Origin of the sequence: Streptomyces sp. NRRL F-2580, assembly GCF_000720115.1 — a bacterium.
GTDB lineage: Bacteria > Actinomycetota > Actinomycetes > Streptomycetales > Streptomycetaceae > Streptomyces.
Genome location: NZ_JOIR01000006.1, coordinates 186,122 through 209,909, shown reverse-complemented (window position 1 = coordinate 209,909; position 23,788 = coordinate 186,122). Strand labels below are relative to the sequence as shown.

Genomic DNA, 23,788 nt, shown 5'->3' with positions numbered 1-23,788 from the left:
GGCCTGGGTCACCCGTGCCAGGACCGCCACAGCGCCGCGTACGCCCCGTCGGCCGCGACCAGCTCGTCGTGCGAGCCGAGTTCGCTGATCCGGCCGGCCTCGACCACCGCGATCACGTCCGCGTCGTGCGCGGTGTGCAGCCGGTGGGCGATGGCGATGACCGTGCGCCCGTCCAGCACCCGGGCGAGCGAACGCTCCAGGTGCCGCGCCGCACGCGGGTCCAGCAGGGACGTGGCCTCGTCCAGCACCAGCGTGTGCGGGTCCGCCAGTACCAGCCGGGCCAGCGCGATCTGCTGCGCCTGCGCCGGGGTCAGCGCCGTGCCGCCGGAACCGACCTCGGTGTCCAGACCGGCCTCCAAGGCCCGCGCCCAGCCGTCCGCGTCGACCGCGCCCAGCGCCGCCCACAGTTCGGCGTCCCCGGCGCCCGTCCGCGCGAGGCGGAGGTTGTCGCGCAGCGAGCCCACGAACACGTGGTGCTCCTGGTTGACCAGTGCCACGTGCTCGCGCACCCGCTCCGCGGGCATCCCCGACAGCCGGGCCCCGCCGAGGGTGACCTCGCCGGTCCGGGGCGCGTAGATGCCCGCGAGCAGCCGTCCCAGGGTGGACTTGCCGGCGCCCGAGGGTCCGACGAGCGCCATCCGGGTGCCCGGCGGCACGGACATCGACACCTGGTGCAGGACGTCCACACCCTCCCGGTAGCCGAAGTGGACCTCCTCGGCCCGGACGTCCCGGCCCTCGGGAGTCACCTTCGCGTCCCCGGCGTCCTGCTCGATCTGCCGTACGCCCACCAGCCGGCCCAGGGAGACCTGGGCGACCTGAAGCTCGTCGTACCAGCGCAGGATCAGGCCGATCGGATCGACGAGCATCTGCGCCAGCAGCGCGCCCGTGGTCAGCTGTCCCACCGACATCCAGCCCTGCAGCACGCAGTAGCCGCCGATCATCAGCACCGAGCCGAGGATCGTCACGAAGGTGACGTTGATGACGGGGAAGAGCACCGTCCGCAGGAAGAGCGTGTACCGCTCCCACGCGACCCACTGCGAGATCCGCCGCTCCGACAGCGCGATCCGGTCCGGCCCGAGGCGGTGCGCCTCGACCGTGCGGCCCGCGTCCACCGTCTCGGTGAGCACGGCCGCGACCGCCGCGTAGCCGGCGGCTTCCGAGCGGTACGCCGACGGCGCGCGCCGGAAGTACCAGCGGCAGCCGATCACCAGCACCGGCAGCGCCACCAGCGCGGCCAATGCCAGCGGCGGCGCGGTCACCGCGAGCGCGCCGAACAGCAGCCCGGCCCACACCACCCCGATCGCCAGCTGCGGGACGGCCTCGCGCATGGCGTTCGCCAGCCGGTCGATGTCGGTGGTGATCCGCGACAGCAGGTCACCGGTACCGGCCCGTTCCAGCACGCCGGGCGGCAGCCCCACCGACCGGACGAGGAAGTCCTCGCGCAGATCGGCCAGCATCTCCTCGCCCAGCATCGCCCCGCGCAGCCGGACCAGCCGGACGAAGAACGTCTGGACGGCGAGCGCCAGCGCGAACAGCAGCGCCACGCGCCCCAGATGGAGCTCGCGCGCCCCCTGCGCGAGATCGTCCACGACCCGGCCCAGCAGGTACGGGCCGACCATGGAGGCGATCACCGCCACCGCGTTGACCGTCACCAGCAGCACGAAGGCCCGCCGGTGGCGGCGGAACAGGCCGCGCACATAGCCCCGTACGGTCGCCGAACTGCCCACGGGCAGGGTCGCGGCCGATTGGGGGGCCGCCGGATCGTACTCCGGCGGCGCCACGCCGATCATGCGGATTCCTCGATCTCTGTGAGTGCTTCTTCCAGCTCGGTCAGTTCCATCCGGGCGAGGGGCTGCTGCTGCTCCTCGTCCGTCTCGCGGGTGACCACGGCCCGGTACAGCGGCTCGCGGTGCAGCAGTTCGCGGTGCGTGCCGACCGCCGCCACCGTGCCTCCGTCGATGAGGACGACCCGCTCCGCGCGGTCCAGCAGCAGCGGCGAGGACGCCAGTACCACCGTGGTGCGGCCGGCGCGCAGGGTCGCGATCCCGTCCGCGATCCGGGCCTCGGTGTGCGAGTCGACCGCGGAGGTCGGCTCGTCCAGCACCAGCACCTCCGGGTCGGTGACCAGGGACCGCGCCAGCGCGAGACGCTGACGCTGCCCGCCGGACAGCGAGCGGCCGCGCTCGGTGATCCGCGCGTCCATCGGATCGTCGACCCCGTCCGGCGCCGACTGCAGCAGTGCGTCCAGCACGTCCCCGCACTGGGCGGCCGCCAGGGCCGCGCCGGAGTCGACCGCGCCGGAGGCCGGTACGTCGAACAGCTCCCGCAGGGTCCCGGACAGCAGCACCGGATCCTTGTCCTGTACGAGGACCAGCGTGCGCGCGGTGTCCAGGGCGAGCTCGTCCAGCGCGACGCCGCCGAGGAGCACCGACGGACCGTCACCCGTCGCGTCGTCCTTCCCGTCGTCGTCCATGGGGTGGCCGCCGAGGCGTTCGGCGAGCCGGCCCGCCAGGTCCGGGTCCCCGCACACGACGGCGGTGAACCGGCCCGCGGGGGCCAGCAGCCCGGTCTGCGGGTCGTACAGGTCCCCGCCGGCGGCCGGTGCCTCCACCGCCCCGGCCCCCGTCCCGGCCCCGCCCTCGGCGGCGTCCGTACGGGTCAGCGACAGCACCCGGGCGGCACGCTTGGCGGAGGGGCGCGAGAAGGAGTAGGACATGGCGATCTCCTCGAAGTGCCGCAGGGGGTAGAGCAGCGTCGCCACCGCGCTGAACGCCGCGACGAGTTCACCCACCGCGATGCGCCCGTCCACGACGAGCGTGGCGCCGTACCAGACCACCGTGATCAGCAGCGCGCCCGGGAGCAGCACCTGGATCGCGGAGATCAGCGCCCACATCCGGGCACTGCGCACGGCGGCCTTGCGGACTTCCTGAGAGGCCTCGCGGTACCGGCCGAGGAACAGCTCCTCACCGCCGATGCCGCGCAGCACGCGCAGCCCCGCCACGGTGTCGGAGGCCAGCTCGGTGGCCTTGCCCGCCTTCTCCCGCTGGATGTCGGCGCGCTTGGTGGCGCGCGGCAGCAACGGCAGCGAGGCCAGGGCGATCACCGGCACGCCGATGGCCACGACCACGCCCAGCTCGGGTGCGTAGAACAGCAGGCCGACGCAGACGAGGACGACGGCGAAGACGGCCGCGAGGAAGCGGGAGACCGCCTCGACGAACCAGCCGATCTTCTCGACGTCGCCCGTGGACACCGCGACCACCTCGCCCGCGGCGACCCGGCGGGTCAGGGCCGAGCCCAGTTCGGCCGTCTTGCGCGCGAGCAGCTGCTGCACGCGTGCGGCCGCGGTGATCCAGTTGGTGACGGCGGTGCGGTGCAGCATGGCGTCGCCGACCGAGATGGCCACGCCGATCAGCAGGAGCAGCGCGCCGACGAGCAGCAGCCGGTTCGCGTCACGCTCGACGACGGCGTCGACGCCCATTCCCACGGCGTACGGCAGCCCCGCGATGCCGGAGAAGTGCAGGATTCCCCAGCACAGGCTCTTGAGCTGTCCGCCGAGCTGACCGCGGCCCAGCCACAGGAGGAAACGGGGGCCTGAGCGAGCGTCGGGTACCCCCGGATCCGGATACGGAAGATCGCTGATCTGCATGACGCCCCATGACTGGTCGAGTGGTCCAAACCGTGCAAGGTTCGCCTTCCGGACCGGTCCGGGGCAATCGATTTTCCGTCGGCGGAGGCCTCCCGCGATGAGGTCTGCGGACCCGCGGGCGGCGTTGTGCCTGCCTAGAGGGGTCGCGCGCGCCGGCGTTCACGGGCGGGTGGCGTGCTCCAGTTCGATCAGCGCCGAATGGTAACTCCGGCCGGTCGCCCGGTCCATGCCCACCTCGCACATCCGGTTCGCCGACAGGTGTGCGTCGAACTCCCGCGCCGTCACCTCCGCCGCCTCGCGCGCCGTGGCCGAGGCCGTCAGCTCCGGGTGCAGCATCCCCCGGTCGCCCGCGAAGGCGCAGCAGCCCGCGTCGTCCGGGACCACCACCTCCTCGGCGCAGGCCCCGGCCACCGCCCGCAGCTGAACCTCGTCGCCCAAGTGCCGCATCGAGCAGGTGGGATGGAGCACGGCCGAGGCGACCGTGCGCCGGACCTCCAGATGCGGCAGCAGTTCCTCCGCGGCCCACACGACCGAGTCGAGGATCCGCAGCTCCGCGTGGAGGGCCCGGTTGTCCTCCGTCAGGTACGGGACCACCTCGTGCGCGATGCCCAGCGTGCAGGAAGAGGCGTCGACGACCAGCGGCAGCCGCCCGCCGGCCGTCCAGCCCCAGGCCGCCTCGACGATCCGGTTGGCCATCTCCCGGTTCCCGGCGTCGTAGCCCTTGGAGTGCCAGATGGTCGCGCAGCAGGTCCCCTTCACGTCGCGGGGGATCCAGACGGGCTTGCCGGCGCGCTCCGACACGGCCACCACGGCCTCCGGCAGGGAGGGGCCGGCACGGCCACGGGAGCCGCCGAGGATCCGGTTGACGCAGGCCGGGTAGTACACCGCCGCGGCGCCCACCCGGCGGGTAGCAGGCAGGTTCCGCGCGGCGGCGCCGGGGATCTGCGGCAGCCACCGCGGCAGCAGGTCCGGTCGTACGGCCTTCCGCGCGGCCCCCGTGACCGCTTCGAGCGCCCGGTCCCCGATCCGGCGGGAGAGGTGGTCGGCGGCGGCCGCCGTCAGCCGGGCGGCGGCCTCGACGGTCCGGAACCGCCGGGCGGCCAGCGCGGCGGCGGCCTCCTCGCGCGCGCTGTGCCGGCGGTGGCGGAAGTCCTTCATCAGCGCCCCGGTGTCGATGCCGACCGGGCAGGCCAGTTTGCAGGTGGAGTCGCCCGCACAGGTGTCCACCGCGTCGTGGCCGTAGGAGCCGAGGAGTCCGTCCAGCACGGGGGAGCCGGGCTGCTGGCGCACCATCTCGCGGCGCAGCACGATCCGCTCGCGCGGAGTGGTCGTCAGGTCCCCGCTGGGGCAGGTGGGTTCGCAGAAGCCGCACTCGATGCAGGGATCGGCCACCGCCTCCACCTGCGGAATGGTCTTCAGTCCGCGCAGATGGGCCCGCGGGTCGCGGTCGAGGAGGATGCGCGGGGCGAGCACCCCGGCCGGGTCGACGACCCGTTTGGTGCGCCACATCAGCCCGGCCGCCCGGGGGCCCCATTCCAGTTCCAGGAAGGGGGCCATGTTGCGCCCGGTGGAGTGCTCGGCCTTCAGGGAACCGTCGAAACGCTCGACGGTGAGCCGGCAGAAGGCCTCCATGAAGGCCCCGTACCGCTCGACGTCGGCCGGGTCGGCGGCGTCGAAGGCGAGCAGGAAGTGCAGGTTCCCGTGGGCGGCGTGGCCGGCGACGGCGGCGTCGAAGCCGTGCTCCGCCTGGAGGGCGAGGAGCGCCTCGCAGGCTTCGGCCAGCCGGGAGGGCGGAACCGCGAAGTCCTCGGTGATCAGGGTGGTGCCGGGGGCGCGGGCTCCGCCGACGGCCGTGACGAAGGCCTTGCGGGCCTTCCAGTAGCCGCCCACGGTCTTCGGGTCACTGGTGAAGGCGTTGGTGACCGAGGCCACCGGGGCGATCAGGTCGAGTCCGGCGAGGGCCCGCGCGGCCCGGCGTTCGCAGGCAGCCCGGCCGGCCTCGTCGGGGGCGCGGAACTCCACGAGCAGGGCGGTCGTGTCCCGGGGCAGGTCCGCCCAGTCGGCGGGAACGCCCGCGACGCTGACCGAGGCGCGCAGGGTGTTGCCGTCCATCAGCTCCACGGCGACGGCGCCCGCCTCGTTGAAGACGGGCACGGCCGCGGCGGCGGCGGGCAGCGAGGGGAAGAACAGCAGGGCCGAGCAGACCTCGCGGTCGAGGGGGAGGGTGTCGAAGACGACCTCGGAGATGAAGCCGAGGGTGCCCTCCGAGCCGACCATCAGCCCCCGCAGGATCTCGACGGGGGTGTTGCCGTCGAGGTAGGCGTCGAGGCGGTAGCCGGTGGTGTTCTTGATCTCGTACTTGGCGCGGATCCGGGTGACCAGCGCGGGGTCGGCCTCGATCTCCTTCTTGATCTTCATCAGCCCGTGGCACAGGGCCGGTTCGGCGCGCGCCAGCTCCGCGTCGGCCAGCGGGTCGGCGGTGTCCACGACGGTGCCGCCGGGCAGCACGACGGTGAGGGAGGAGAGCGTGCGGTAGGAGTTGCGCGTGGTGCCCGCGGTCATGCCGGAGGCGTTGTTGGCGACGACTCCGCCGAGGGTGCAGGCGAGGGCGCTGGCCGGGTCGGGGCCGAGGATCCGGCCGTGCCGGGCGAGGGCGGCGTTGGCCCGCATCACGGTGGTGCCGGGCCGGATCCGGGCCCGCCGGCCCTCCTCCAGCACCTCGATGCCGGCCCAGTGGCGGCGTACGTCAACGAGGATGTCCTCGCCCTGGGCCTGGCCGTTGAGCGAGGTCCCGGCGGCCCGGAAGACGACCTCGCGCCCGCGGCCGTGGGCGTACGAGAGCACCGCGGAGACGTCGTCGATGTCCTCGGCGATCACCACGACCTGGGGCACGAACCGGTAGGGGGAGGCGTCGGAGGCGTAGCGGACGAGGTCGGAGACCTTCCACAGCACCTTCTCGGCGCCCAGCAGTGCGGTCAGCTCGGTGCGCAAGGGCTCCGGGGTGCCGGCGGCCCGGTGCGCGGGGACCCGATCGGGGGAGGGGCCGCTGATGCCGCGCGGGCGCAGGCTGCCCGGCTTCGGTTCCAGCAGCGGCATGTGTGACCCCTTGCCTCGTCGGGGCCCACGTGCGGCCCGTTCAGCAGGTGCGCTCCGCCGGCGCGTCCGACAGGGCGTTCAGCAGACCGCCGAGCACTTCGCGCTGGTCGGCGGTCAACGGAGCCAGGATCTCCTCTGCCGCGTCGGTTCGCGCGTTGCGCAGACGGCGCAGCGTGGCGCGGCCGGTGTCGGTGAGCTCGATCCGGATGACGCGCCGGTTGGCGGGGTCGGGCGCACGGCGCACGCACTCGGCCGCCTCCAGGCCGTCGACGAGGGTGGTCACGGCGCGCGGGACGACTTCCAGGCGCGTGGCGAGGTCCGCCATCCGGGGCGGCTGCTCGCCCTCGTAGTGCGAGACGAGGCGCAGCAGCCGACTCTGGGCGGGAGTGATCCCGAGCGGCTCCATGTGGCGCTTCTGGATCCGGTGGAGCCTGCGCGTCAGGCGCAGCAGCTGTTCGGCGAGGAGGCGATCGGTGTCGGAGGCGGAGCTCATGCGGGAACGATATCAGGACCTCGTTCATTGTGAGCATAGGTAACAATGACCTATGCTCCAATGGTGCCGGCGTTGCCGAACCCGGCGCCGAACCGACTCCGCGGAGACCTCGACCGCCGACTTGACCCCTGACTCCCGAGAGGGCGCCCATGCCGCACGACGAACCGAAGTGGATCCCATCGAAAGACCCCCTCGATCCGGCCCGCCCCGCCCCGGCGGAACAGCCGCGGGAGCTGCGCCGCATCGTGGCGCTCTTCCGGCCCTACCGGGGCCGGCTCGCCGTCGTCGGCCTGCTCGTCGGCGCCTCCTCGCTGGTCGGCGTCGCCTCGCCGTTCCTGCTGCGGGAGATCCTCGACGTCGCGATCCCGCAGGGGCGCACCGGGCTGCTCAGCCTGCTCGCGCTCGGCATGATCCTCACCGCCGTCGTCACCAGCGTCTTCGGCGTGCTCCAGACGCTGATCTCCACCACGGTCGGCCAGCGCGTCATGCACGACCTGCGCACCGCCGTCTACGCGCAGCTGCAGCGGATGCCGCTGGCCTTCTTCACCCGGACCCGCACCGGTGAGGTGCAGTCCCGCATCGCCAACGACATCGGCGGCATGCAGGCCACCGTCACCTCCACCGCGACCTCGCTCGTCTCGAACCTGACGGCCGTCATCGCCTCCGTCGTCGCCATGCTGGCGCTCGACTGGCGGCTCACCCTCGTCTCGCTGCTCCTGCTCCCCGTCTTCGTGTGGATCAGCCGGCGGGTCGGCCGCGAGCGCAAGAGGATCACCACGAAGCGGCAGAAGCAGATGGCCGCCATGGCCGCCACGGTCACCGAGTCGCTCTCCGTGAGCGGCATCCTGCTGGGCCGCACCATGGGCCGGTCCGAGTCGCTCACCTCGGCGTTCGCCGAGGAGTCCGAGAAGCTCGTCGGCCTCGAAGTGCGGTCCAGCATGGCCGGCCGCTGGCGGATGTCCACGATCGGCATCGTCATGGCCGCGATGCCCGCGCTCATCTACTGGGCCGCCGGCCTGGCCCTCCAGACGGGCGCGCCCTCGCTCTCCGTCGGCACCCTCGTCGCCTTCGTCACCCTCCAGCAGGGCCTCTTCCGGCCCGCCGTGAGCCTGCTGTCGACCGGTGTGCAGATACAGACCTCGCTCGCGCTGTTCGCCCGCATCTTCGAGTACCTCGACCTGCCGGTGGACATCACCGAGCGCGCCGAGCCGGTGCGCCTCGACCGCGCCAAGGGCGAGGTCACGCTGGAGGACGTGCACTTCGCGTACGACGCCAAGAGCGGACCGACCCTCACGGGGATCGACATCACGGTCCCGGCCGGCGGCTCCCTCGCCGTGGTCGGCCCGACCGGATCAGGCAAGAGCACGCTCAGCTACCTCGTCCCCCGGCTCTACGACGTGACCGGCGGACGGGTGACCCTGGACGGGGTGGACGTGCGCGACCTCGACTTCGACTCGCTGGCCCGTTCCATCGGCGTGGTCTCCCAGGAGACCTACCTCTTCCACGCCTCGGTCGCGGACAACCTGCGCTTCGCCAAGCCGGACGCCACCGACGAGGAGATCACCGAAGCGGCCCGCGCGGCGCAGATCCACGACCACATCTCGTCGCTGCCCGACGGGTACGACACCCTGGTCGGCGAGCGCGGATACCGGTTCTCCGGAGGCGAGAAGCAGCGGCTGGCCATCGCCCGCACCATCCTGCGCGACCCGCCCGTGCTGATCCTCGACGAGGCCACCAGCGCCCTGGACACCCGTACCGAGCACGCCGTCCAGCAGGCCATCGACAACCTCTCGGCCGGCCGCACCACCATCACCATCGCGCACCGCCTCTCCACCGTCCGCGACGCCGACCAGATCGTGGTCCTGGACGCGGGCCGCATCGCCGAGCGCGGTACCCACGAGGAGCTGCTGAAGGCGGACGGCCGGTACGCCGCCCTGGTCCGCCGGGACCGGGATGCCGGGCTGGCGCCCGAGCCGCCCGAGGGCCTCCAGCTGGCTCCGGTGAATGTGTGACCGTATGACCGGCGCACAGGTGGGATGCCGGAAATATGATGATTCGCGGGTTAGCGTTGCCGCATGCGTCATGAGTATCTGCCGCCGCAGCACCGTTCCCGGGTCACCCGCCGGGGCCGGCTGGCGCTCTTCCTCGGCACGCTGCTGGCCATCGGTGCGGCAGTCCTGGTCCCGCTCCTCAGGGAGGGGGAAGCGCCGGAGAAGCCACGCCGGTTGGTGATTCCCGAAGGATGGCGCGCCCCGCAGGTGTACGCCGCCATCGACCGCGAGCTGAAGCTCCCGCCGGGCTCCGCGAAGTCGGCGGTGGCCACCGCCGGACTGGCCCTGCCCGCGGAGGCGAAGGGCAACCCGGAGGGCTACCTCTTCCCGGCGACCTACCCGGTGACCTCGAAGTCCACCCCGGCCACGCTCCTCGCGCACATGGTGCGGACGGCGAACGAGAAGCTCGCCACCAGGGCCGTCGCGGACGGCGGCAAGGCCCACGGGATGACCCCGTACCAGACGGCCACCCTGGCCAGCGTCATCGAGGCCGAGGCGGAGGGCCGCGCCGACATGGGCAAGGTCGCGCGGGTGGTGCACAACCGGCTGGCGAAGTCGATGCCGCTGCAGATGGACTCCACCCTCAACTACGCGCTGAACCGCAGCACCGTGGACACCAAGCTGAGCGACACCCGCATCGACAGCCCCTTCAACACGTACGAACGCCAGGGTCTGCCGCCCACGCCGATCGACAGCCCGGGCCTGGAGGCCATGGCGGCCGCGGTCGCGCCGACGCCCGGCGACTGGCTGTTCTTCGTCACCGTGAAGCCGGGGGACACCCGTTTCTCGGCGACTTACGGCGAGCACAAGAAGCACGTCGCGGAGTTCAACCGGATCCGCGCCCACGCGGGTCCCCGCGCAGGTCAGGGCGCTGCCCCCGGGAAGTGAGCGGCGCCGCCGCCGGGACGGACGAGGGCGGCCGGGTCACGCCGCGGGGGAGCCCACCCGTTCGCGGGCCAGCAGTCGGCGGATCTCGCGGACCGCGGCCCCGCCCGCGCGGTTGGCGCCGATGGTCGATGCCGACGGGCCGTAGCCGACCAGGTGGATCCGCTCGTCGCGCACGGCCCTGGTCCCCTCGACCCGGATGCCGCCGCCCGGCTCGCGCAGGCGCAGCGGGGCCAGGTGGTCGACGGCGGCGCGGAATCCGGTGGCCCACAGGATGACGTCCGCGTCCACGCGGCTCCCGTCCGCCCACAGGGCGCCGGTGGCGGTGATCCGGTCGAAGACGGGCCGGCGGTCCAGGACACCCGAGGCCAGGCCGGCCCGGACGGCCTCGTTCAGCGGGAGCCCGGTCACGCTGACCACGCTCTGCGGCGGCAGCCCCCGGCGCACCCGTTCGTCCACCAGGGCCACCGCGGCCCGGCCCTCGGCCTCGCCGAAGCCGCCGTCGCGGAAGACCGGGGGCCGCCGGGTCACCCAGGTGGTCTCCGCCGCCACGTCGGCGATCTCCAGCAGGTGCTGAACGGCCGAGGTGCCGCCGCCCACGACGATCACCCGCGCCCCCGCGAACTCCTGCGGACCGGCGTAGTTCGCCGTGTGCAGCTGGCGGCCCCGGAAGGTCTCCTGGCCGGGGTAGCGCGGCCAGAACGGCCGGTCCCACGTCCCCGTGGCGTTGATCAGGGCCCGGGCCGACCAGACGCCGGCCGAGGTCTCGACGCGCAGCCGGCCGCCGTCCCCCTCGCGCACGGCCGAGACGTCCACGGGGCGCCGTACGCGCAGGTCGAAGCGGTCCTCGTAGGCGGCGAAGTACTCCCCGATCACCTCGGACGAGCGCCGCAGCGGGTCGGCGCCGACGAGCTCCATGCCGGGCAGGGCGTGCATCCCGTGGACCCTGCCGTAGGTGAGCGAGGGCCAGCGGAACTGCCAGGCCCCGCCCGGGCGGGGCGCGTGGTCCAGCACCACGTGGTCGAGCCCTGCCCGCGTCAGGTGGTAGGCGCTGGACAGGCCCGCCTGCCCGGCGCCGACGACCACCACGTCCGCCACGTTCACCGTGTCCGCGTCCCGCGTCGCATTGTTCACGGTTCTACTAACTGGCAGGGGTCGCGGGATCTTCCCCGCGGACCGTAGCCGCCCGGCCCTACGGCGCCAGCAGCCCGTCAGCAGCCGCGGCGACACGCGGCGGGCCACCCGGCCGGGCGGGGGTCAAGGGCGTCTCGCCGGCTGGACTCGCCGTCTCCGACATCGGGACACCGGTGTGCGGGTCCGTCAGTTTCCCCCCGCCTTGGGGCCGGTTCCGCGCAGCGTCGCCAGGACCGGCCCGACCGGCTGCAGGGTGAGGCCGGGGAACACCCCGGCCCGCCCGCTCCCGCTGTCCAGGTGGAACCGCTGTCCCAGCACGGCCAGTACGAGCGCGGCCTCCACCAGCGCGAACCGCGCCCCCAGGCAGGCCCGCGGCCCCCCGCCGAAGGGGAACCAGGCGTGTTCGGGCACCGGATGGGGGGCGTCCGCGTCCCACCGCTCGGGGCGGAAGGCCTCCGGGTCCGGGAACCACCGCGCGTCCCGGTGCATCGACCAGGGGCTGGTCCACACCGCCGTTCCGGTCGGCACCGCCCGCCCGCCGATGGTCGCGCCCTCCGCGGCCACCGCCGAGATCAGCCAGATCGGCGGATAGATCCGCAGCGCCTCCTTGACCACCTGCTGCGTCCAGGGCAGCCGCGCGTAGTCGTCGTACGTCGGCAGCCGCCCCCCGAGCACCCGGTCCAGCTCCTCCGTCAGCCGGGCCCGCGCGTCGGGCGCGCCCGACAGCAGCTGCCAGGCCCAGGTCAAGGTGGTCGACGTGGTCTCGTGGCCGCCGATGTAGAGGGTGATCGACTCGTCCCGCAGCTCCTTGCGGGAGAGCGGGCCGCCCTCCTCGTCGCGGGCCGCGAGCAGCCGGCTCAGCAGGTCGTCCCGCTCCGCGCCGGCGGCCGATGCCGCCTCGTGTTCCCGTATGACGTGCTCGATCTCCCGGTCGAGCACCGCCACGGCTTCCCGCATCCGGCGCCGCCCGGGAGTGTGCACCCACGGCGGCAGGAACAGCGTCAGCCCCCGGAACTCCGCACCCAGCTCCCGCTGCGCCGTGGCCATCGCCGCGCTGATGGGAGCCTCCCGGCCGGCCGCGTCGCTCCCGAACAGCGTGCGCACCGCGATCCGCTGGGTGAGCCCGGCCATCTCCCGGTGCACGTCGATCCGTTCGCCCTCGCGCCAGCCGCCGGCCAGCGCGTCCGCGCACTCGACCATCGTGGCGGCGTACGAGCGCACCTGGCGCGGCCGCACGGCGGGCTGGACCAGTGCCCGCTTGCGCCGCCAGTCGTCCCCGGCGGCGACGACCACCCCGTCGCCCAGCAACTGGTGGAAGGCCCAGCCCAGTTCCGTCGGCTTGAAGGTGGACTCGACGGCGCCGAGCAGTTCACCGGCGTGCTCGGGCCGCGAGACCAGCACATTGCGCTGCGGGCCGAGGGCCCAGGGCACCCAGTCGCCGTAGTCGTCGCGCAGGGACTCGAAGAAGGCCAGTGGATCGCGGGCGAAGGCGGGCAGGTTCCCGAGCAGGGGCCACCGGCGGGGTCCGCCGTTCCGGGTGCCCGGGGGCAGGGTCGCGGTCACGCAGGCATGGTGACAGCAGCACCCGCAGGGCACCAGAGGCGGGACCGCGCCGCTCGTCAGCCCTCGGCACCGCCCTCGTCCGACAAGGCCCGTCGGCCCGTCGGCCCGTCGGCCCGTCGGGCGGTCAGGCCGTCCGGCGCGTCGCCAGCCAGTCGTGCGCCGCGTCCGCGGTGAACTGGGGCCGTCCGCCCGGGAAGAGGAGTCCCGCCGAGGCGAAGGCCGGGTCGTCCGCGATGTCCGGCGCGTACGGGACCACGATGCAGCCCATGCCCGCGGCGTGGGCGGCCAGCGCTCCCGGCGTCGCGTCCTCGACGACCACGCAGTCGGCGGGCCGCGCACCCAGCCGGCGGGCCGCCTCCAGGAACACGTCCGGAGCGGGCTTGCCGTGCGCGACCTCCTCGGCGGAGACGACCGTGGTCAGCAGCGCGTCCAGCCCGGTGCCCGCGAGGACGGCGTCGATCGCCTCGAGCGAGGAACCGGAGGCCACCGCCATCGGCACCCCTTCGGCGTAGAGCCGCTCGACGAATTTCCGCATCTGCGGGAAGACCTCGGTCCGGCTGCGGGCCAGTTCCAGATAGGCCGCGTTCTGCTCGGCGAGCAGCTGCTCGACCGGTGCCCGGATCCCGTAGCGCTCCTTGAGGATCTCCAGCGTCTCCAGGGTGCCGATGCCGATGAAACGGGAGTGCTGTTCCCACGTGAAATCGGGGACTCCGTGCCGCTCCAAGGTGCGGCGCCCGGACTCGTAGTAGTTCGGTTCGCTGTCCACGAGGGTGCCGTCGAGATCGAATATGACGGAAATCATCCGCTGTGCCCGTCCTGCCGCTTGTGTCCTGTCCCGGCATCCTGTTCAGGTCTTGCGGGCGTTCCTCCCCACGGATTCGACCAGCGGCAGCAGCCGGTGCGGGACCCGCTCGCGCAGGGCCACCTCCGTCCGCGTGCGGACCACGCCGGGCAGCTGGATCAGCCGCTGGATCACGTCCTCCAGGTGCGCGTTGTCGCGGGCCGCCACTCGCGTCAGCAGGTCCCCGCCGCCGGTGATCGAGAAGGCCTCGATGATCTCCGGTACGGCGGCCAGCGCGTCCCCCACGTCGTCCAGATGTCCCTGGGTGACCTCGATGTGGACGAAGGCCAGCACCGGGTGGCCCAGTGCGGCGGGGGAGAGCACCGGCCCGGTCCCCGTGATCACGCCCGTGCGCTCCAGCCGGTCCAGCCGGGCCTGCAGGGTCCCGCGCGCGACGCCGAGGATCCGGGCGTATTCGCGGACGCTGGTGCGCGGCTGCTCGATGAGCAGACGCAGGATTCGGGTGTCGAGTTCGTCCACCGCCATACCGCGACTGTACCAATGGCCCAGTTCAGCGCGATCCTTGCCGGCCAGCAGCGGGCCCGGTGTGCGGCGAGGGCTGCCCCCGGTAGGCCAGGCCCACCACCAGCACCGCGACGGCGGTCGGCAGCAGGAGCCAGCCCACCGTCCACCCGGCCCGGATCAGCAGCGCCCCGAGGACCCCTCCGGCGAACATGGCGAGAACGGACAGGCCGCGCAGTTTCCAGCCGGCCGTCCCGTATCCGTAGACGGCGTCGCGCCCCATGGCCGAGCCGCCGAGGAAGGCGGTCATGGACCGGGTGACCAGCGTCGTCGGCACACCCGGCACGTTCGCCCGCATGATCGTGGTGTTGCGCATGCCCATCGCCAGCGCCAGGACCGCCGTCACGCCAGGTGCCGCGGGCTCGGCGCGCCGTACCGCGGCACCAAACCCCAGGCGGCGGCCGCGGCGGCCAGGATCAGTCCGGCCTCGACGATGAGGCCCATGACGAACCAGCGCCGCCCGCGGGCCTGCGTCACGGCCTCCAAGTGGGAGCCGCAGATCACCCCGAGGACGAACGCGGCCAGCGAGATCCCGGCGGGCAGCGTCGGCAGGTCGCCCGCCTGCGCGGCGCCGAAGGCCAGGAACAGCACGTTGCCGGTCTGCATCGCCGTGAAGGCGGGCCCGAGCGCGAGCAGACTCACCGCCTCGACCACCCCGGTCACCGCGGTCAGGGCGACCATCAGCGCCGGCATGTGCGGCGGGAGCTGCGAACCGGCCGTCCGCGCGGCCTTCCGCTTCTCGTCCATGACGCCCGACAGTGACACGCCCGCCCGGATCCGTCGGCGCCGACATGCCGGAAGGCATAGGGTCCGAGGCGTGAGCGACCTGTTGCTGGTGAGGCACGGAGAAACATCCTGGAGCGCCGACGGACGGCACACCGGACGCACGGACGTCCCGCTGAACGCGGGCGGGATCGAGGAGGCCATCTCGCTGGCCCCCTACTTCCGGGACCGGCACCCGGCCCTGGTGCTGACCAGCCCGCTGCACCGGGCCGTCGCCACGGCCGAACTCGCCGGACTCGCCGACGCGGTCACCGACCCCGACCTGTACGAGTGGGACTACGGCGGCTACGAGGGCATCACCACCCGGGAGATCCGGCGGACCACCCCGGACTGGTCCCTGTGGACCCACGGCGTCCCGCCCGGCGACCCGGCGCACCCCGGCGAGAGCGCCGCCCAGGTGGGCGCCCGCGCGGACCGCGCCCTCACCCGGGTCGCCCCCGTGCTCGGCGCGGACGGCGGCGACGTCGTGATCGTCGCCCACGGCCACTTCCTGCGCGTCCTCACCGCCCGCTACCTGGGCCTGGAGCCCGCGGACGGCCGCCTCTTCCTGCTGCGCACCGGCACGGTCAGCGTGCTCTCCACGGAACACGGGCTCCCGGTGATCGCGGGCTGGAACGTCCGCCCCTGACCGGCCCGTCCCGCCTCGCGCGGTCGCGGCGGGTGCGTGACCATTCGTACATGGGTCAGGACCGAGCGGACGTCGAACACGAGCCGGACCACGGGGAAGAGGGGCTCAAGGCCAACGCGATCGGCTTCCTCGACGCGCTCGTCATCGGCCTGAACTCCACCTCGCCCGCCTACTCCCTCGCCGCCGTCCTCGGGCCGATCGTGGCCCTGGTCGGGATCTACGCGCCGGGCGTGATGCTGGCCTCCTTCGTGCCGATGCTGCTCATCGCCGCCGCCTTCTACTACCTGAACAAGGTGGACCAGGACTGCGGGACGACCTTCTCGTGGGTCACCCGGGCCATGGGCCCCTGGGCCGGCTGGCTCGGCGGCTGGGCGATCGCCATGACGGGCGTGCTGGTCATCGGCTCGCTGGCGGACGTCGCCGTCAACTTCGGCCTCCTCGCTTTCGGGCTCGACGACTGGGCCGCCAACCCCTGGATCCGGCAGTCCCTCACCGTCGCCGTGATCCTGGCCATGACCGCCGTCTGCGTCATCGGCACCGAGCTCTCGGCCCACCTCCAGGACGTCCTCATCCTCGCCCAGGTCTTCTTCCTGCTGGCCTTCGCGGTGGTCGCCATCTACCGGATCTACGCCGGTACCAGCACCCTCGAGGAGATCGAGCCGTCCCTCGGCTGGCTCAACCCCTTCGGCGCGGGCGGCGCCGCCCTCACCGGCGGACTGCTGCTCGGCGTGTTCATGTACTGGGGCTGGGAGTCCGCGGTCAACCTCACCGAGGAGGTCGAGAACTCCGCCACCGCCCCCGGCAAGGCCGGAATCTGGTCGACGGTCATCCTCCTGGTGACCTACCTGTCCGTGTGCTTCGCGGTCGTCGGCTACGCGGGCACCACCTTCCTCGCCGAGAACGCGGCCGAGGAGGAGGCCATCTTCGCCGTGCTCGCCCACGAGGTCATGGGCGGCTGGGACTGGGTGGTGCTCCTCGCCGTCTGCACCTCCGCGCTCGCCTCCACGCAGACCACGATCATCCCGGCCTCCCGCACCGCCCTGTCCATGGCCCGCCGGCACGCGCTGCCGCCGCCGCTCGCGCACATCCACCACCGGTTCCGGACCCCCGACGTGAGCACCTGGTGGGTGGCCGGCATCGCCATCGCCTGGTACCTCGTCGTCAACCAGATCAGCGAGAACGCGCTCCTGGACTCCCTCACCGCACTCTCCCTGCTGATCGCCTTCTACTACGCGCTCACGGGCCTGGCCTGCGCCCTCTACTACCGCCGCCACCTCACGGAGAACGCGCACAACCTCCTGCTCATCGGCGTCGGCCCGGTAGTCGGCGCGGGCCTGCTCTTCTGGCTGCTGGTGGAGTCGATCGGCGACATGTCCGACCCGGAGAACTCGGCGAGCGGAGTCTCCTGGTTCGGACTCGGCCCGCCGCTGGTCATCGGGATCGCGATCGCCGTCGTCGGCGTGCTCGTCATGTGCTTCTGGCGGATACGGGACGGCCGGTTCTGGCAGGAGCGGCGGGGTGTGGTCGACCCGGCGCTCGTCCACACCGGGAAGCGCTGAGGAGTCCCGATGTCCGTGGTCCTTGGTTACGACGAGTCGCCCGGCGCCGAACGGGCCCTGCACGTGGCGCTGGAGGTGGCCACCGCCTTCGGCGAGCCGCTCGTCCTCGTCTACGGGGCGGCCGCACCGGGCTCCACCGGCGAGGAGTACCGCGCCCACCGGGAGGCCGTCCGCCAGGCTGGCCGCAGCGCCCTCGCCCGTGCCGTCGAGGAGGCCGACGCCGCCGGCGTGCCCTCGACGGTCGAGGTGGTCGACGAGAAGCCGGCCCAGGCCCTGCTGGACGCCGCCGAACGCCACCACGCCCGCGTCATCATCGTCGGCAGCTGGGGCGACAGCCCGATCCGCGGCGCCCTGCTCGGTTCCACCCCGCACAAGCTCCTGCACCTGTCACCGGTGCCCGTCCTGTGCGTGCCGACCGAAGGCGGCCCGGGGCAGTGACCCCGGGCGGTTCCCCACCGCAGGGGAGAACCGGTCCGTTGGTCTCCTGATGGCCGAAGATCCCCGCCGGTAGCTGTGCCAATGGTCCAGCCTCCAGGGGCCCGCTTGAGCCATTGCCCCTGCGGATGCTTATCTGTGTCGTATCCATGTACTTGCGGCGCCGCGCAGCGCCGGACGGCAACGAGGCCGTTTCCGGAGCGCGGCGCCTTCGCCGTGCCCCTCCACCGCCCACCACCCCCGGGCGGCTCCGGGCCGGCGCGCACCACGCGAGGGGGGCGGCACACCGCCGTGAAGAGGATGTTCGTGGCTCCGGATCCGGGGCGTCTGAGACTGAGGAACGCGGCCCGCGCGGTGATCGGCGTCGCCGCCGCCGTCGCCCTCGCCGAACTGTGCGGTCTCTCCCTGAGCGCCTCCATCACCGGGGGACTGGCGGCCCTGCTCGCCCTCTTCACCGTCACCGACGCGACCGTGCGCCGCCAGGCCGTCACCACCGCCCTGCTGCCCGCCGCCGGATTCCCGGTCCTCGCCCTCGCCACCGCCCTGCACGGGCTGACCCCCGCCCGCGACGCGGCCTTCGTGCTCGTCGTCTTCTGCGGGGTCTACGCCCGCCGCTGGGGCCCGCGCGGACACGCGCTCGGGATCTTCGCGTTCATGAACTTCTTCATCACGCAGTTCCTGCACGCCCTCCCCGCCCAGCTCCCGGAGCTGTTCGCCGCCGTGGGCCTGGCCCTGGTCGCCTCCGGCGCCGTGAGATTCCTGCTCTGGCCCATCGAGCGGCGCACCCCGCCGCCCGCCGCCCCCGCGCCGCTGCCCGGCCGGGGTCTGGCCCGGCCCACCACCCGCCAGGCCTTCCAGGCAACCGCCGCCTGCGCCGTCGCCCTCGCCATCGGCCAGGTGCTCTCCGAGGACCGCTGGTACTGGGCCGTCGGCACCGCCTGGTGGATCTTCGTCAACACCGCCTCGCGCGGCGAGACCCTCGTCCGGGGCTTCCGCCGGGTGCTCGGCACCGTCATCGGTGTGGCCGCCGGCGTACTGATCGCCATCCCGCTGAACGGCGCGCCCGCGCCCACCGCCCTCCTGGTCGCCGCCTGCGTCTTCGCGATCTTCTACACGGCCGCCGTCTCCTACAGCTGGATGATCCTGGCGGTCACCCTCATGGCGGGACTGCTGTACGGCCTGCTGGGCGTGCTGGACCCCGGCCTGCTCGTGCTGCGCCTGGAGGAGACGGCCGTCGGCGCGGTGTGCGCCGCGCTGGCCGTGGTCCTCGTGCTGCCCGTCACCACCCACGCCACGAACGACGCCTGGATCCAGCGCGCCCTGCACTGCGTGCACGCGGCCACCGCCCAGGCCGCCGCCCGCCTGGCCGGCTCCCCGACGGCCGACCCGGCGCCCCACGCCGCCGAGCTGGAGACCCTGCTCGCGCGGGTCCGGATGGCGCTCGCGCCGCTGGTCCACCCGCTCAGCCCGTTCCGGGCGCGCAAGGCCCGCGCCGGCCAGGTCATCGCGCTGCTGGACGACTGCGCCCGCGAGGTGCGCGGCCTGGTGGCCGTCGCCGCCGACCCGGACGCGAGCCACGACGCCCGCCTCGCCGCGGCCTGCTGGCGCGTCGAGGCCGCCGTGGAGGCGCTGACCGCCGGGGAGCGGCGGGCGAGCGCGCCCGCCACGGCCCGCGAGACCGTGGCGCACACCGCCGCCTCCGGGCCGGCGCTCGCCCACCTGCACGGCCTGGAGCGGGCGCTCGCCGAACTCGCCGCCCCCCTGGGCAGCGACCCGCGGGCGCCGTTCGTCGTCAGCGCCTGACCAGCCCCTGCGCCGACAGAGCCAGCCCCGCCGGCAGCCGGCCGGCGGAGTGCACCACGCCCAGGGTCTGGGTGGCCCGGGTCAGCGCCACGTACAGGTCGCTGGGCTGGAAGTCGGCCGGCTCCGCCACGACCACCGTGTCGAACTCCAGCCCCTTGGCCTGGCGCGGATCCAGCAGGACGACCTCCCGGGTCAGATCCGGCTCCGCGCCCTCCCGCACCCCCGGCAGTACGGTGGCCAGTGCGGCGTGCAGCGCCCGCGGCGCGATCACCGCGAGCCGTCCCTCCGCCGGCCGCTCCCGCTCCACGGCCTCCGCCACCGCCCGCGCCGGGTCCCCGGCCTCGCGCACCCATGGCCGCACCCCGGTCGTCCGTACCGAGCGCGGCGGTTCGAAGCCGGGATCGTGCTCCCGCAGCACGGCCGCCGCCACCTCCATGATCTCGGCCGGCGTGCGGTAGTTCACCCCCAGCCGGACCAGCTCCCAGCGCTCGCCCACGTACGGGGAGAGGATCCGCTCCCAGGAGCCGCAGCCCGCCTCGTCGGCGGTCTGCGCGGGATCGCCGACCAGCGTCATCGACCGGGTGGGGCAGCGCCGCATCAGCAGCCGCCACGCCATCTCCGACAGCTCCTGCGCCTCGTCCACGATCACGTGCCCGAAGGCCCAGGTGCGGTCGGCCGCCGCCCGCTCGGCGGCGCTGCGGTGGTCGGCCTCCTCCTGGCGCTCGGCCATCCGCTCGGCGTCGATGATGTCGTGGGCCGCGAGGTACTCGTTCTCCTCGTCCTCGAACTCGTAGGACTGCGAGCCCTCGGACAGGTCCAGCACCCCCTGCGCGTACGCGATGCGCCGCTGCCGCTCCCGTTCCTCGGCGGCGCGCCGGGCGCTGTCGTCCTCCCCCAGCAGCTCGGCCGCCTCGTCCAGCAGCGGCACGTCGGCCGGGGTCCAGTCCGGGCGCGCCGAGGGCGCGCGCCGGATCAGCCCGGCCTCGTGCGCGGACAGGTGTGTGGGGTCCGCCAGGAAGTCGGCGACCAGCTGCTCGGGGGTGAGGGAGGGCCACAGCGAGTCGATCGCCGCGTGCACGGCGGGGCTCATCGCGATCTCCTTGCCGAGCTGGGCCACGTCGTCCGAGCCGAGCAGGTTCGGCCCGCCGTACGGATCGGCGCCCAGCCGGTCGGCGAGCTGCGCGGTGAGCGCGTCGATGATCCGGAAGGCGAAGGCGGGGCGCGCCTGGTTGTGCGGCAGCCCGGTGGCCCGGGCCCGGTCCCGTGCCTCGTACGCCATCGTGCGGTCCAGCAGCAGGGTCCCGTAGTCGTCGTGGTCGATCTCCAGCGCGGGCTCGGGGACCGTGTCGTACTCCTCCCCGGTGCCCGCCGGCACGGTCTCCGGCAGGCCCTGCCGGTCGGCCACGACCCGGGCGAGGACCTCCGCCATCGCGGCCCGGCCCTTCACCGCGGCTGCCCCGGGGCGGTCGGTGCCGGTGGCGTGCACGCCCGGGAAGAGCTCTCCCGGAGTGGCGAGCAGTACCCCCGTCTCGCCGAGGGCCGGGAGCACCTCGCCGATGTATCCGAGGAAGGCCGGTCCCGGCCCGACGATCAGCACCCCGCGCTTGGCGAGCAGCTCCCGGTGGGCGTACAGCAGGTACGCGGCGCGGTGCAGCGCGACCGCGGTCTTCCCGGTGCCGGGACCGCCCTCCACGACCAGCACCCCCCGGTGCGGGGAACGGATGATCCGGTCCTGCTCGGCCTGGATGGTGCGCACGATGTCGTGCATGCGGCCGGTCCGGGCGGCGTCGAGCGCGGCGAGCAGCACGGCGTCCGCGTCGGCGCCCTCGTGCCCGGTGCGCTCCGCGTCGGTGAGGTCGAGGATCTCGTCGTGCAGGGCGGTGACCTCGCGCCCGCGACTGCTGATGTGCCGGCGGCGGCGCAGCCCCATGGGGGTGTGGCCGGTGGCGAGGTAGAAGGGGCGGGCCACCTCCGCGCGCCAGTCCAGCACCAGCGGCGTGCGTTCCGCGTCGTCCGCGCGGATTCCGATCCGGCCGATGTGGTGGTCACGGCCGTCGGAGAACTCCAGACGGCCGAAACAGAGGCCGTTCTCGCCCGCATTCAGCGCGGAAAGCAGGCCGGACTGCTCGGCGACGAGGACATCACGCTCGAGGCGCGCCTGAAACCCGCTCCCCACCTCGCGCAATGCCCCTTCGACCGCCCGTTCGGCCAGGTCGCGCAGGTCGTCGAGGCGCCGATAGAGATCGGTGACGAATTGCTGCTCTTTTCGGAATTCCTCGGTTGACAATTGCACTCCCACCGCGATATAGTGGCGTCGTAAGGTTCTTTGTGGCTTCGTTTTCGGTGAAGTCACGAACCAATAAATATACTCTCTTGCATCCCTCGGCAGCGAATTCGGCCGGGGGATTTTTTGCGTACGGTGGATCCCATGACCACCGCACACGGCTCCGCCGACGGAATCGTCTACCGCCTCGCCCGCCCCGAGGACGCGGGTGCCATCGAGGCCCTGGACAGCTCTTTCACCACCGCCACGGTCTTCGAGGTGACCGCCGCCGAGGACGGCTTCGGCTTCCGGCTCCGCGAGGTCCCGGTCGACCCGCCCGTTCGGAAGGTGTTCCCGCCCGAGGAGCACGACGAGCAGGGCTTCGGCGGCGCCGCGGGCCGGGACGCGGACGCGCGCACCTACGTGGCCGTCGACGGTGGCGAGGTGTGCGGCTTCGCGGCCGTCGGCTACGCCGCGTGGAACCGGCGCCTCACGATCGAGGACATCGAGGTCGCGCCCGGCCGCCGGGGCCGCGGCATCGGCCGCGCGCTCATGGAGTGCGCGGCGGAATACGCCCGTGAACGGGGCGCGGAGCACCTGTGGTTGGAGGTCAGTTCGGTCAACGCCCCTGCCGTGCACGCCTACCGGCGGATGGGGTTCGGCTTCTGCGGCCTCGACACCGCGCTGTACGGCGGTACCCCGGCCGCCGGCGAGCAGGCTCTCTACATGAGCCGGCCCTGCCGCTGAACCCGCGCGTGCGCCCGATCGTACGCCCCAACTCCCGTTGCCCGCAGGCCGATCGTCGAAGATCACTCAGAGGAGTGTTCCGGCCGCTCCCACCGCACACCGCTGACCTGCGGCATGTACAACGGGTAATTGTTTACTGCACATTCATCCGGCACGTACAGGGTGGATCTGGTCGGACAGGGGGTAACCGCCCGGAATGGAAATTCTTCAACAGCGCTCCACCACCGCCCAGGTGTGGGAAGCGGCCGAGGAGTTCATCCGACTCTTCCACCGGGAGACCAAGGGCGCGGGCGATCCGCGCGCCCGGCTCGCCGCCGTCAGGGCCGAACTGGCCGAGACCGGCACCTACGTGCACACCCCCGAGGAGCTGACCCACGGGGCGCGCGTGGCCTGGCGCAACAGCAACCGCTGCATAGGCAGGCTCTACTGGAACTCGCTGCGGGTCCGCGACCGCCGCGGGCTCACCGCCGCCGACGACATCGCCGCCGAGTGCTTCGACCACCTGCGCGAGGCGACCAACGGCGGCAGGATCAGACCCACCATCACGGTCTTCGCCCCCGACGCCCCGGGCCGGCCCGGCCCGCTGATCTGGAGCGAGCAGCTCATCAGGTACGCCGGGTACGGCGACCACCCCTCCATAACCGTCGGCGACGCCCGCAACGCCCCGCTCACCGAGGCCCTGCTCCAGCTCGGCTGGGCCGGCGGCTCCGGCAGCCCCTTCGACCTCCTTCCGCTGGTGGTCCAGGGCGTCGACGACAAACCCCGCTGGTTCGACACCCCCGCGGACGCCGTCCTGGAGGTGCCGATCGACCACCCCGCCGGCGACGGCTGGGCGGACTGGGGGCTGCGCTGGCACGCCGTACCCGCCATCTCCAACATGTGCCTGGAGATCGGCGGCATCCACTACCCGGCCGCGCCCTTCAACGGCTGGTACATGGGCACCGAGATCGGCGCGCGCAACCTCGCCGACACCGATCGGTACAACCTCCTGCCGGCCGTCGCCCGCCGCCTCGGTCTGGACACCTCCAGCGAGCGCTCCCTCTGGAAGGACCGCGCGCTCGTCGAGCTCAACCGGGCGGTCCTGCACTCCTTCGACCGCGCCGGCGTCGCCATCGCCGACCACCACTCCGAGTCCCGGCGGTTCCTGTCCCACATGGAGCGGGAGGAGCGCAAGGGGCGCGAGGTGGGCGCGGACTGGTCCTGGATCGTGCCGCCGATCTCGGGCTCCGCCACCCCGGTCTTCCATCGCACCTACGAGGACAGCCCGAGCAGCACCGCGTACGTCCACCACCCCGGAGCGCGAGAACGGGCCCAGGGGCGGGATTTGGTCTAGACCTTC

At 73.3% G+C, this 23,788-nt stretch carries 19 protein-coding genes; 8 read left to right on the top strand and 11 right to left on the bottom strand.

Annotated elements, in window-relative coordinates; all coding sequences use genetic code 11:
* Positions 1-8: 8 nt before the first annotated feature.
* The 4 genes from IF88_RS0109050 to IF88_RS0109035 form a co-directional block, all read right to left on the bottom strand.
* Entirely contained in the window at positions 9-1,790 is a 1,782-nt protein-coding gene (locus IF88_RS0109050) for an ABC transporter ATP-binding protein (protein WP_030709075.1), read from the bottom strand.
* Positions 1,787-3,646: an ABC transporter ATP-binding protein gene (locus tag IF88_RS0109045; protein WP_030709073.1), complete on the bottom strand. Its 1,860-nt coding sequence runs from the start codon at positions 3,644-3,646 to the stop codon at positions 1,787-1,789. The genes IF88_RS0109050 and IF88_RS0109045 overlap by 4 nt, the downstream gene beginning before the upstream one ends.
* A 159-nt stretch (positions 3,647-3,805) precedes the next feature.
* Complete coding sequence (locus tag IF88_RS0109040; protein ID WP_030709071.1) at positions 3,806-6,742, bottom strand: FAD-binding and (Fe-S)-binding domain-containing protein; 2,937 nt, start codon at positions 6,740-6,742, stop codon at positions 3,806-3,808.
* A 40-nt stretch (positions 6,743-6,782) separates the two neighbouring features.
* Positions 6,783-7,235: a MarR family winged helix-turn-helix transcriptional regulator gene (locus IF88_RS0109035; protein WP_030709069.1), complete on the bottom strand. Its 453-nt coding sequence runs from the start codon at positions 7,233-7,235 to the stop codon at positions 6,783-6,785.
* Between the two features lie 149 nt (positions 7,236-7,384).
* On the opposite strand from IF88_RS0109035, the gene IF88_RS0109030 reads away from it, so the two are divergent.
* Positions 7,385-9,247 carry an ABC transporter ATP-binding protein gene (locus IF88_RS0109030; protein ID WP_051836635.1) on the top strand — a complete coding sequence of 621 codons (1,863 nt, stop codon included), beginning with the start codon at positions 7,385-7,387 and terminating at the stop codon, positions 9,245-9,247.
* Positions 9,248-9,310: 63 nt separating this feature from the next.
* The gene (gene mltG / locus IF88_RS0109025) at positions 9,311-10,174 is read left to right on the top strand and encodes an endolytic transglycosylase MltG (RefSeq protein ID WP_030709065.1); all 864 of its coding nucleotides are present in this window, start codon (positions 9,311-9,313) and stop codon (positions 10,172-10,174) included.
* A gap of 36 nt (positions 10,175-10,210) precedes the next feature.
* On the opposite strand, the gene IF88_RS0109020 is transcribed toward mltG, so the two are convergent.
* From IF88_RS0109020 to IF88_RS49010, 6 genes are all read right to left on the bottom strand, one after another.
* Positions 10,211-11,305, bottom strand: a complete 1,095-nt coding sequence (locus IF88_RS0109020; RefSeq protein ID WP_078892784.1) for an FAD-dependent oxidoreductase — start codon at positions 11,303-11,305, stop codon at positions 10,211-10,213.
* Positions 11,306-11,491: 186 nt separating this feature from the next.
* The gene (locus tag IF88_RS0109015; protein ID WP_051836628.1) at positions 11,492-12,868 is read right to left on the bottom strand and encodes a cytochrome P450; all 1,377 of its coding nucleotides are present in this window, start codon (positions 12,866-12,868) and stop codon (positions 11,492-11,494) included.
* A gap of 124 nt (positions 12,869-12,992) precedes the next feature.
* A complete protein-coding gene (locus IF88_RS0109010; protein ID WP_030709060.1) occupies positions 12,993-13,670 on the bottom strand; it encodes an HAD family hydrolase in 678 nt (225 codons plus the stop codon).
* A gap of 45 nt (positions 13,671-13,715) precedes the next feature.
* A complete protein-coding gene (locus IF88_RS0109005) occupies positions 13,716-14,195 on the bottom strand; it encodes an Lrp/AsnC family transcriptional regulator (RefSeq protein WP_030709058.1) in 480 nt (159 codons plus the stop codon).
* 25 nt (positions 14,196-14,220) lie between these two features.
* The gene (locus IF88_RS49015) at positions 14,221-14,577 is read right to left on the bottom strand and encodes a DUF1275 family protein (RefSeq protein ID WP_051836626.1); all 357 of its coding nucleotides are present in this window, start codon (positions 14,575-14,577) and stop codon (positions 14,221-14,223) included.
* A complete protein-coding gene (locus tag IF88_RS49010) occupies positions 14,574-14,978 on the bottom strand; it encodes a DUF1275 family protein (protein ID WP_158754327.1) in 405 nt (134 codons plus the stop codon). The genes IF88_RS49015 and IF88_RS49010 overlap by 4 nt, the downstream gene beginning before the upstream one ends.
* A gap of 70 nt (positions 14,979-15,048) precedes the next feature.
* On the opposite strand from IF88_RS49010, the gene IF88_RS0108995 reads away from it, so the two are divergent.
* From IF88_RS0108995 to IF88_RS0108980, 4 genes are all read left to right on the top strand, one after another.
* A complete protein-coding gene (locus tag IF88_RS0108995; RefSeq protein ID WP_030709056.1) occupies positions 15,049-15,642 on the top strand; it encodes a histidine phosphatase family protein in 594 nt (197 codons plus the stop codon).
* Positions 15,643-15,692: 50 nt separating this feature from the next.
* Positions 15,693-17,201 carry an APC family permease gene (locus IF88_RS0108990; protein WP_030709055.1) on the top strand — a complete coding sequence of 503 codons (1,509 nt, stop codon included), beginning with the start codon at positions 15,693-15,695 and terminating at the stop codon, positions 17,199-17,201.
* Between the two features lie 9 nt (positions 17,202-17,210).
* Positions 17,211-17,639 (top strand): universal stress protein, encoded by a 429-nt coding sequence (locus IF88_RS0108985; RefSeq protein WP_030709054.1) that lies wholly within the window; start codon positions 17,211-17,213, stop codon positions 17,637-17,639.
* Between the two features lie 297 nt (positions 17,640-17,936).
* Complete coding sequence (locus IF88_RS0108980; protein ID WP_030709052.1) at positions 17,937-19,439, top strand: FUSC family protein; 1,503 nt, start codon at positions 17,937-17,939, stop codon at positions 19,437-19,439.
* On the opposite strand, the gene IF88_RS0108975 is transcribed toward IF88_RS0108980, so the two are convergent.
* The gene (locus IF88_RS0108975; protein WP_037805594.1) at positions 19,429-21,726 is read right to left on the bottom strand and encodes a HelD family protein; all 2,298 of its coding nucleotides are present in this window, start codon (positions 21,724-21,726) and stop codon (positions 19,429-19,431) included. The genes IF88_RS0108980 and IF88_RS0108975 overlap by 11 nt on opposite strands.
* 141 nt (positions 21,727-21,867) lie before the next feature.
* On the opposite strand from IF88_RS0108975, the gene IF88_RS0108970 reads away from it, so the two are divergent.
* Positions 21,868-22,449 (top strand): GNAT family N-acetyltransferase, encoded by a 582-nt coding sequence (locus tag IF88_RS0108970; RefSeq protein WP_030709049.1) that lies wholly within the window; start codon positions 21,868-21,870, stop codon positions 22,447-22,449.
* A gap of 196 nt (positions 22,450-22,645) precedes the next feature.
* Entirely contained in the window at positions 22,646-23,782 is a 1,137-nt protein-coding gene (locus tag IF88_RS0108965) for a nitric oxide synthase oxygenase (RefSeq protein WP_030709047.1), read from the top strand.
* Positions 23,783-23,788: the final 6 nt, after the last annotated feature.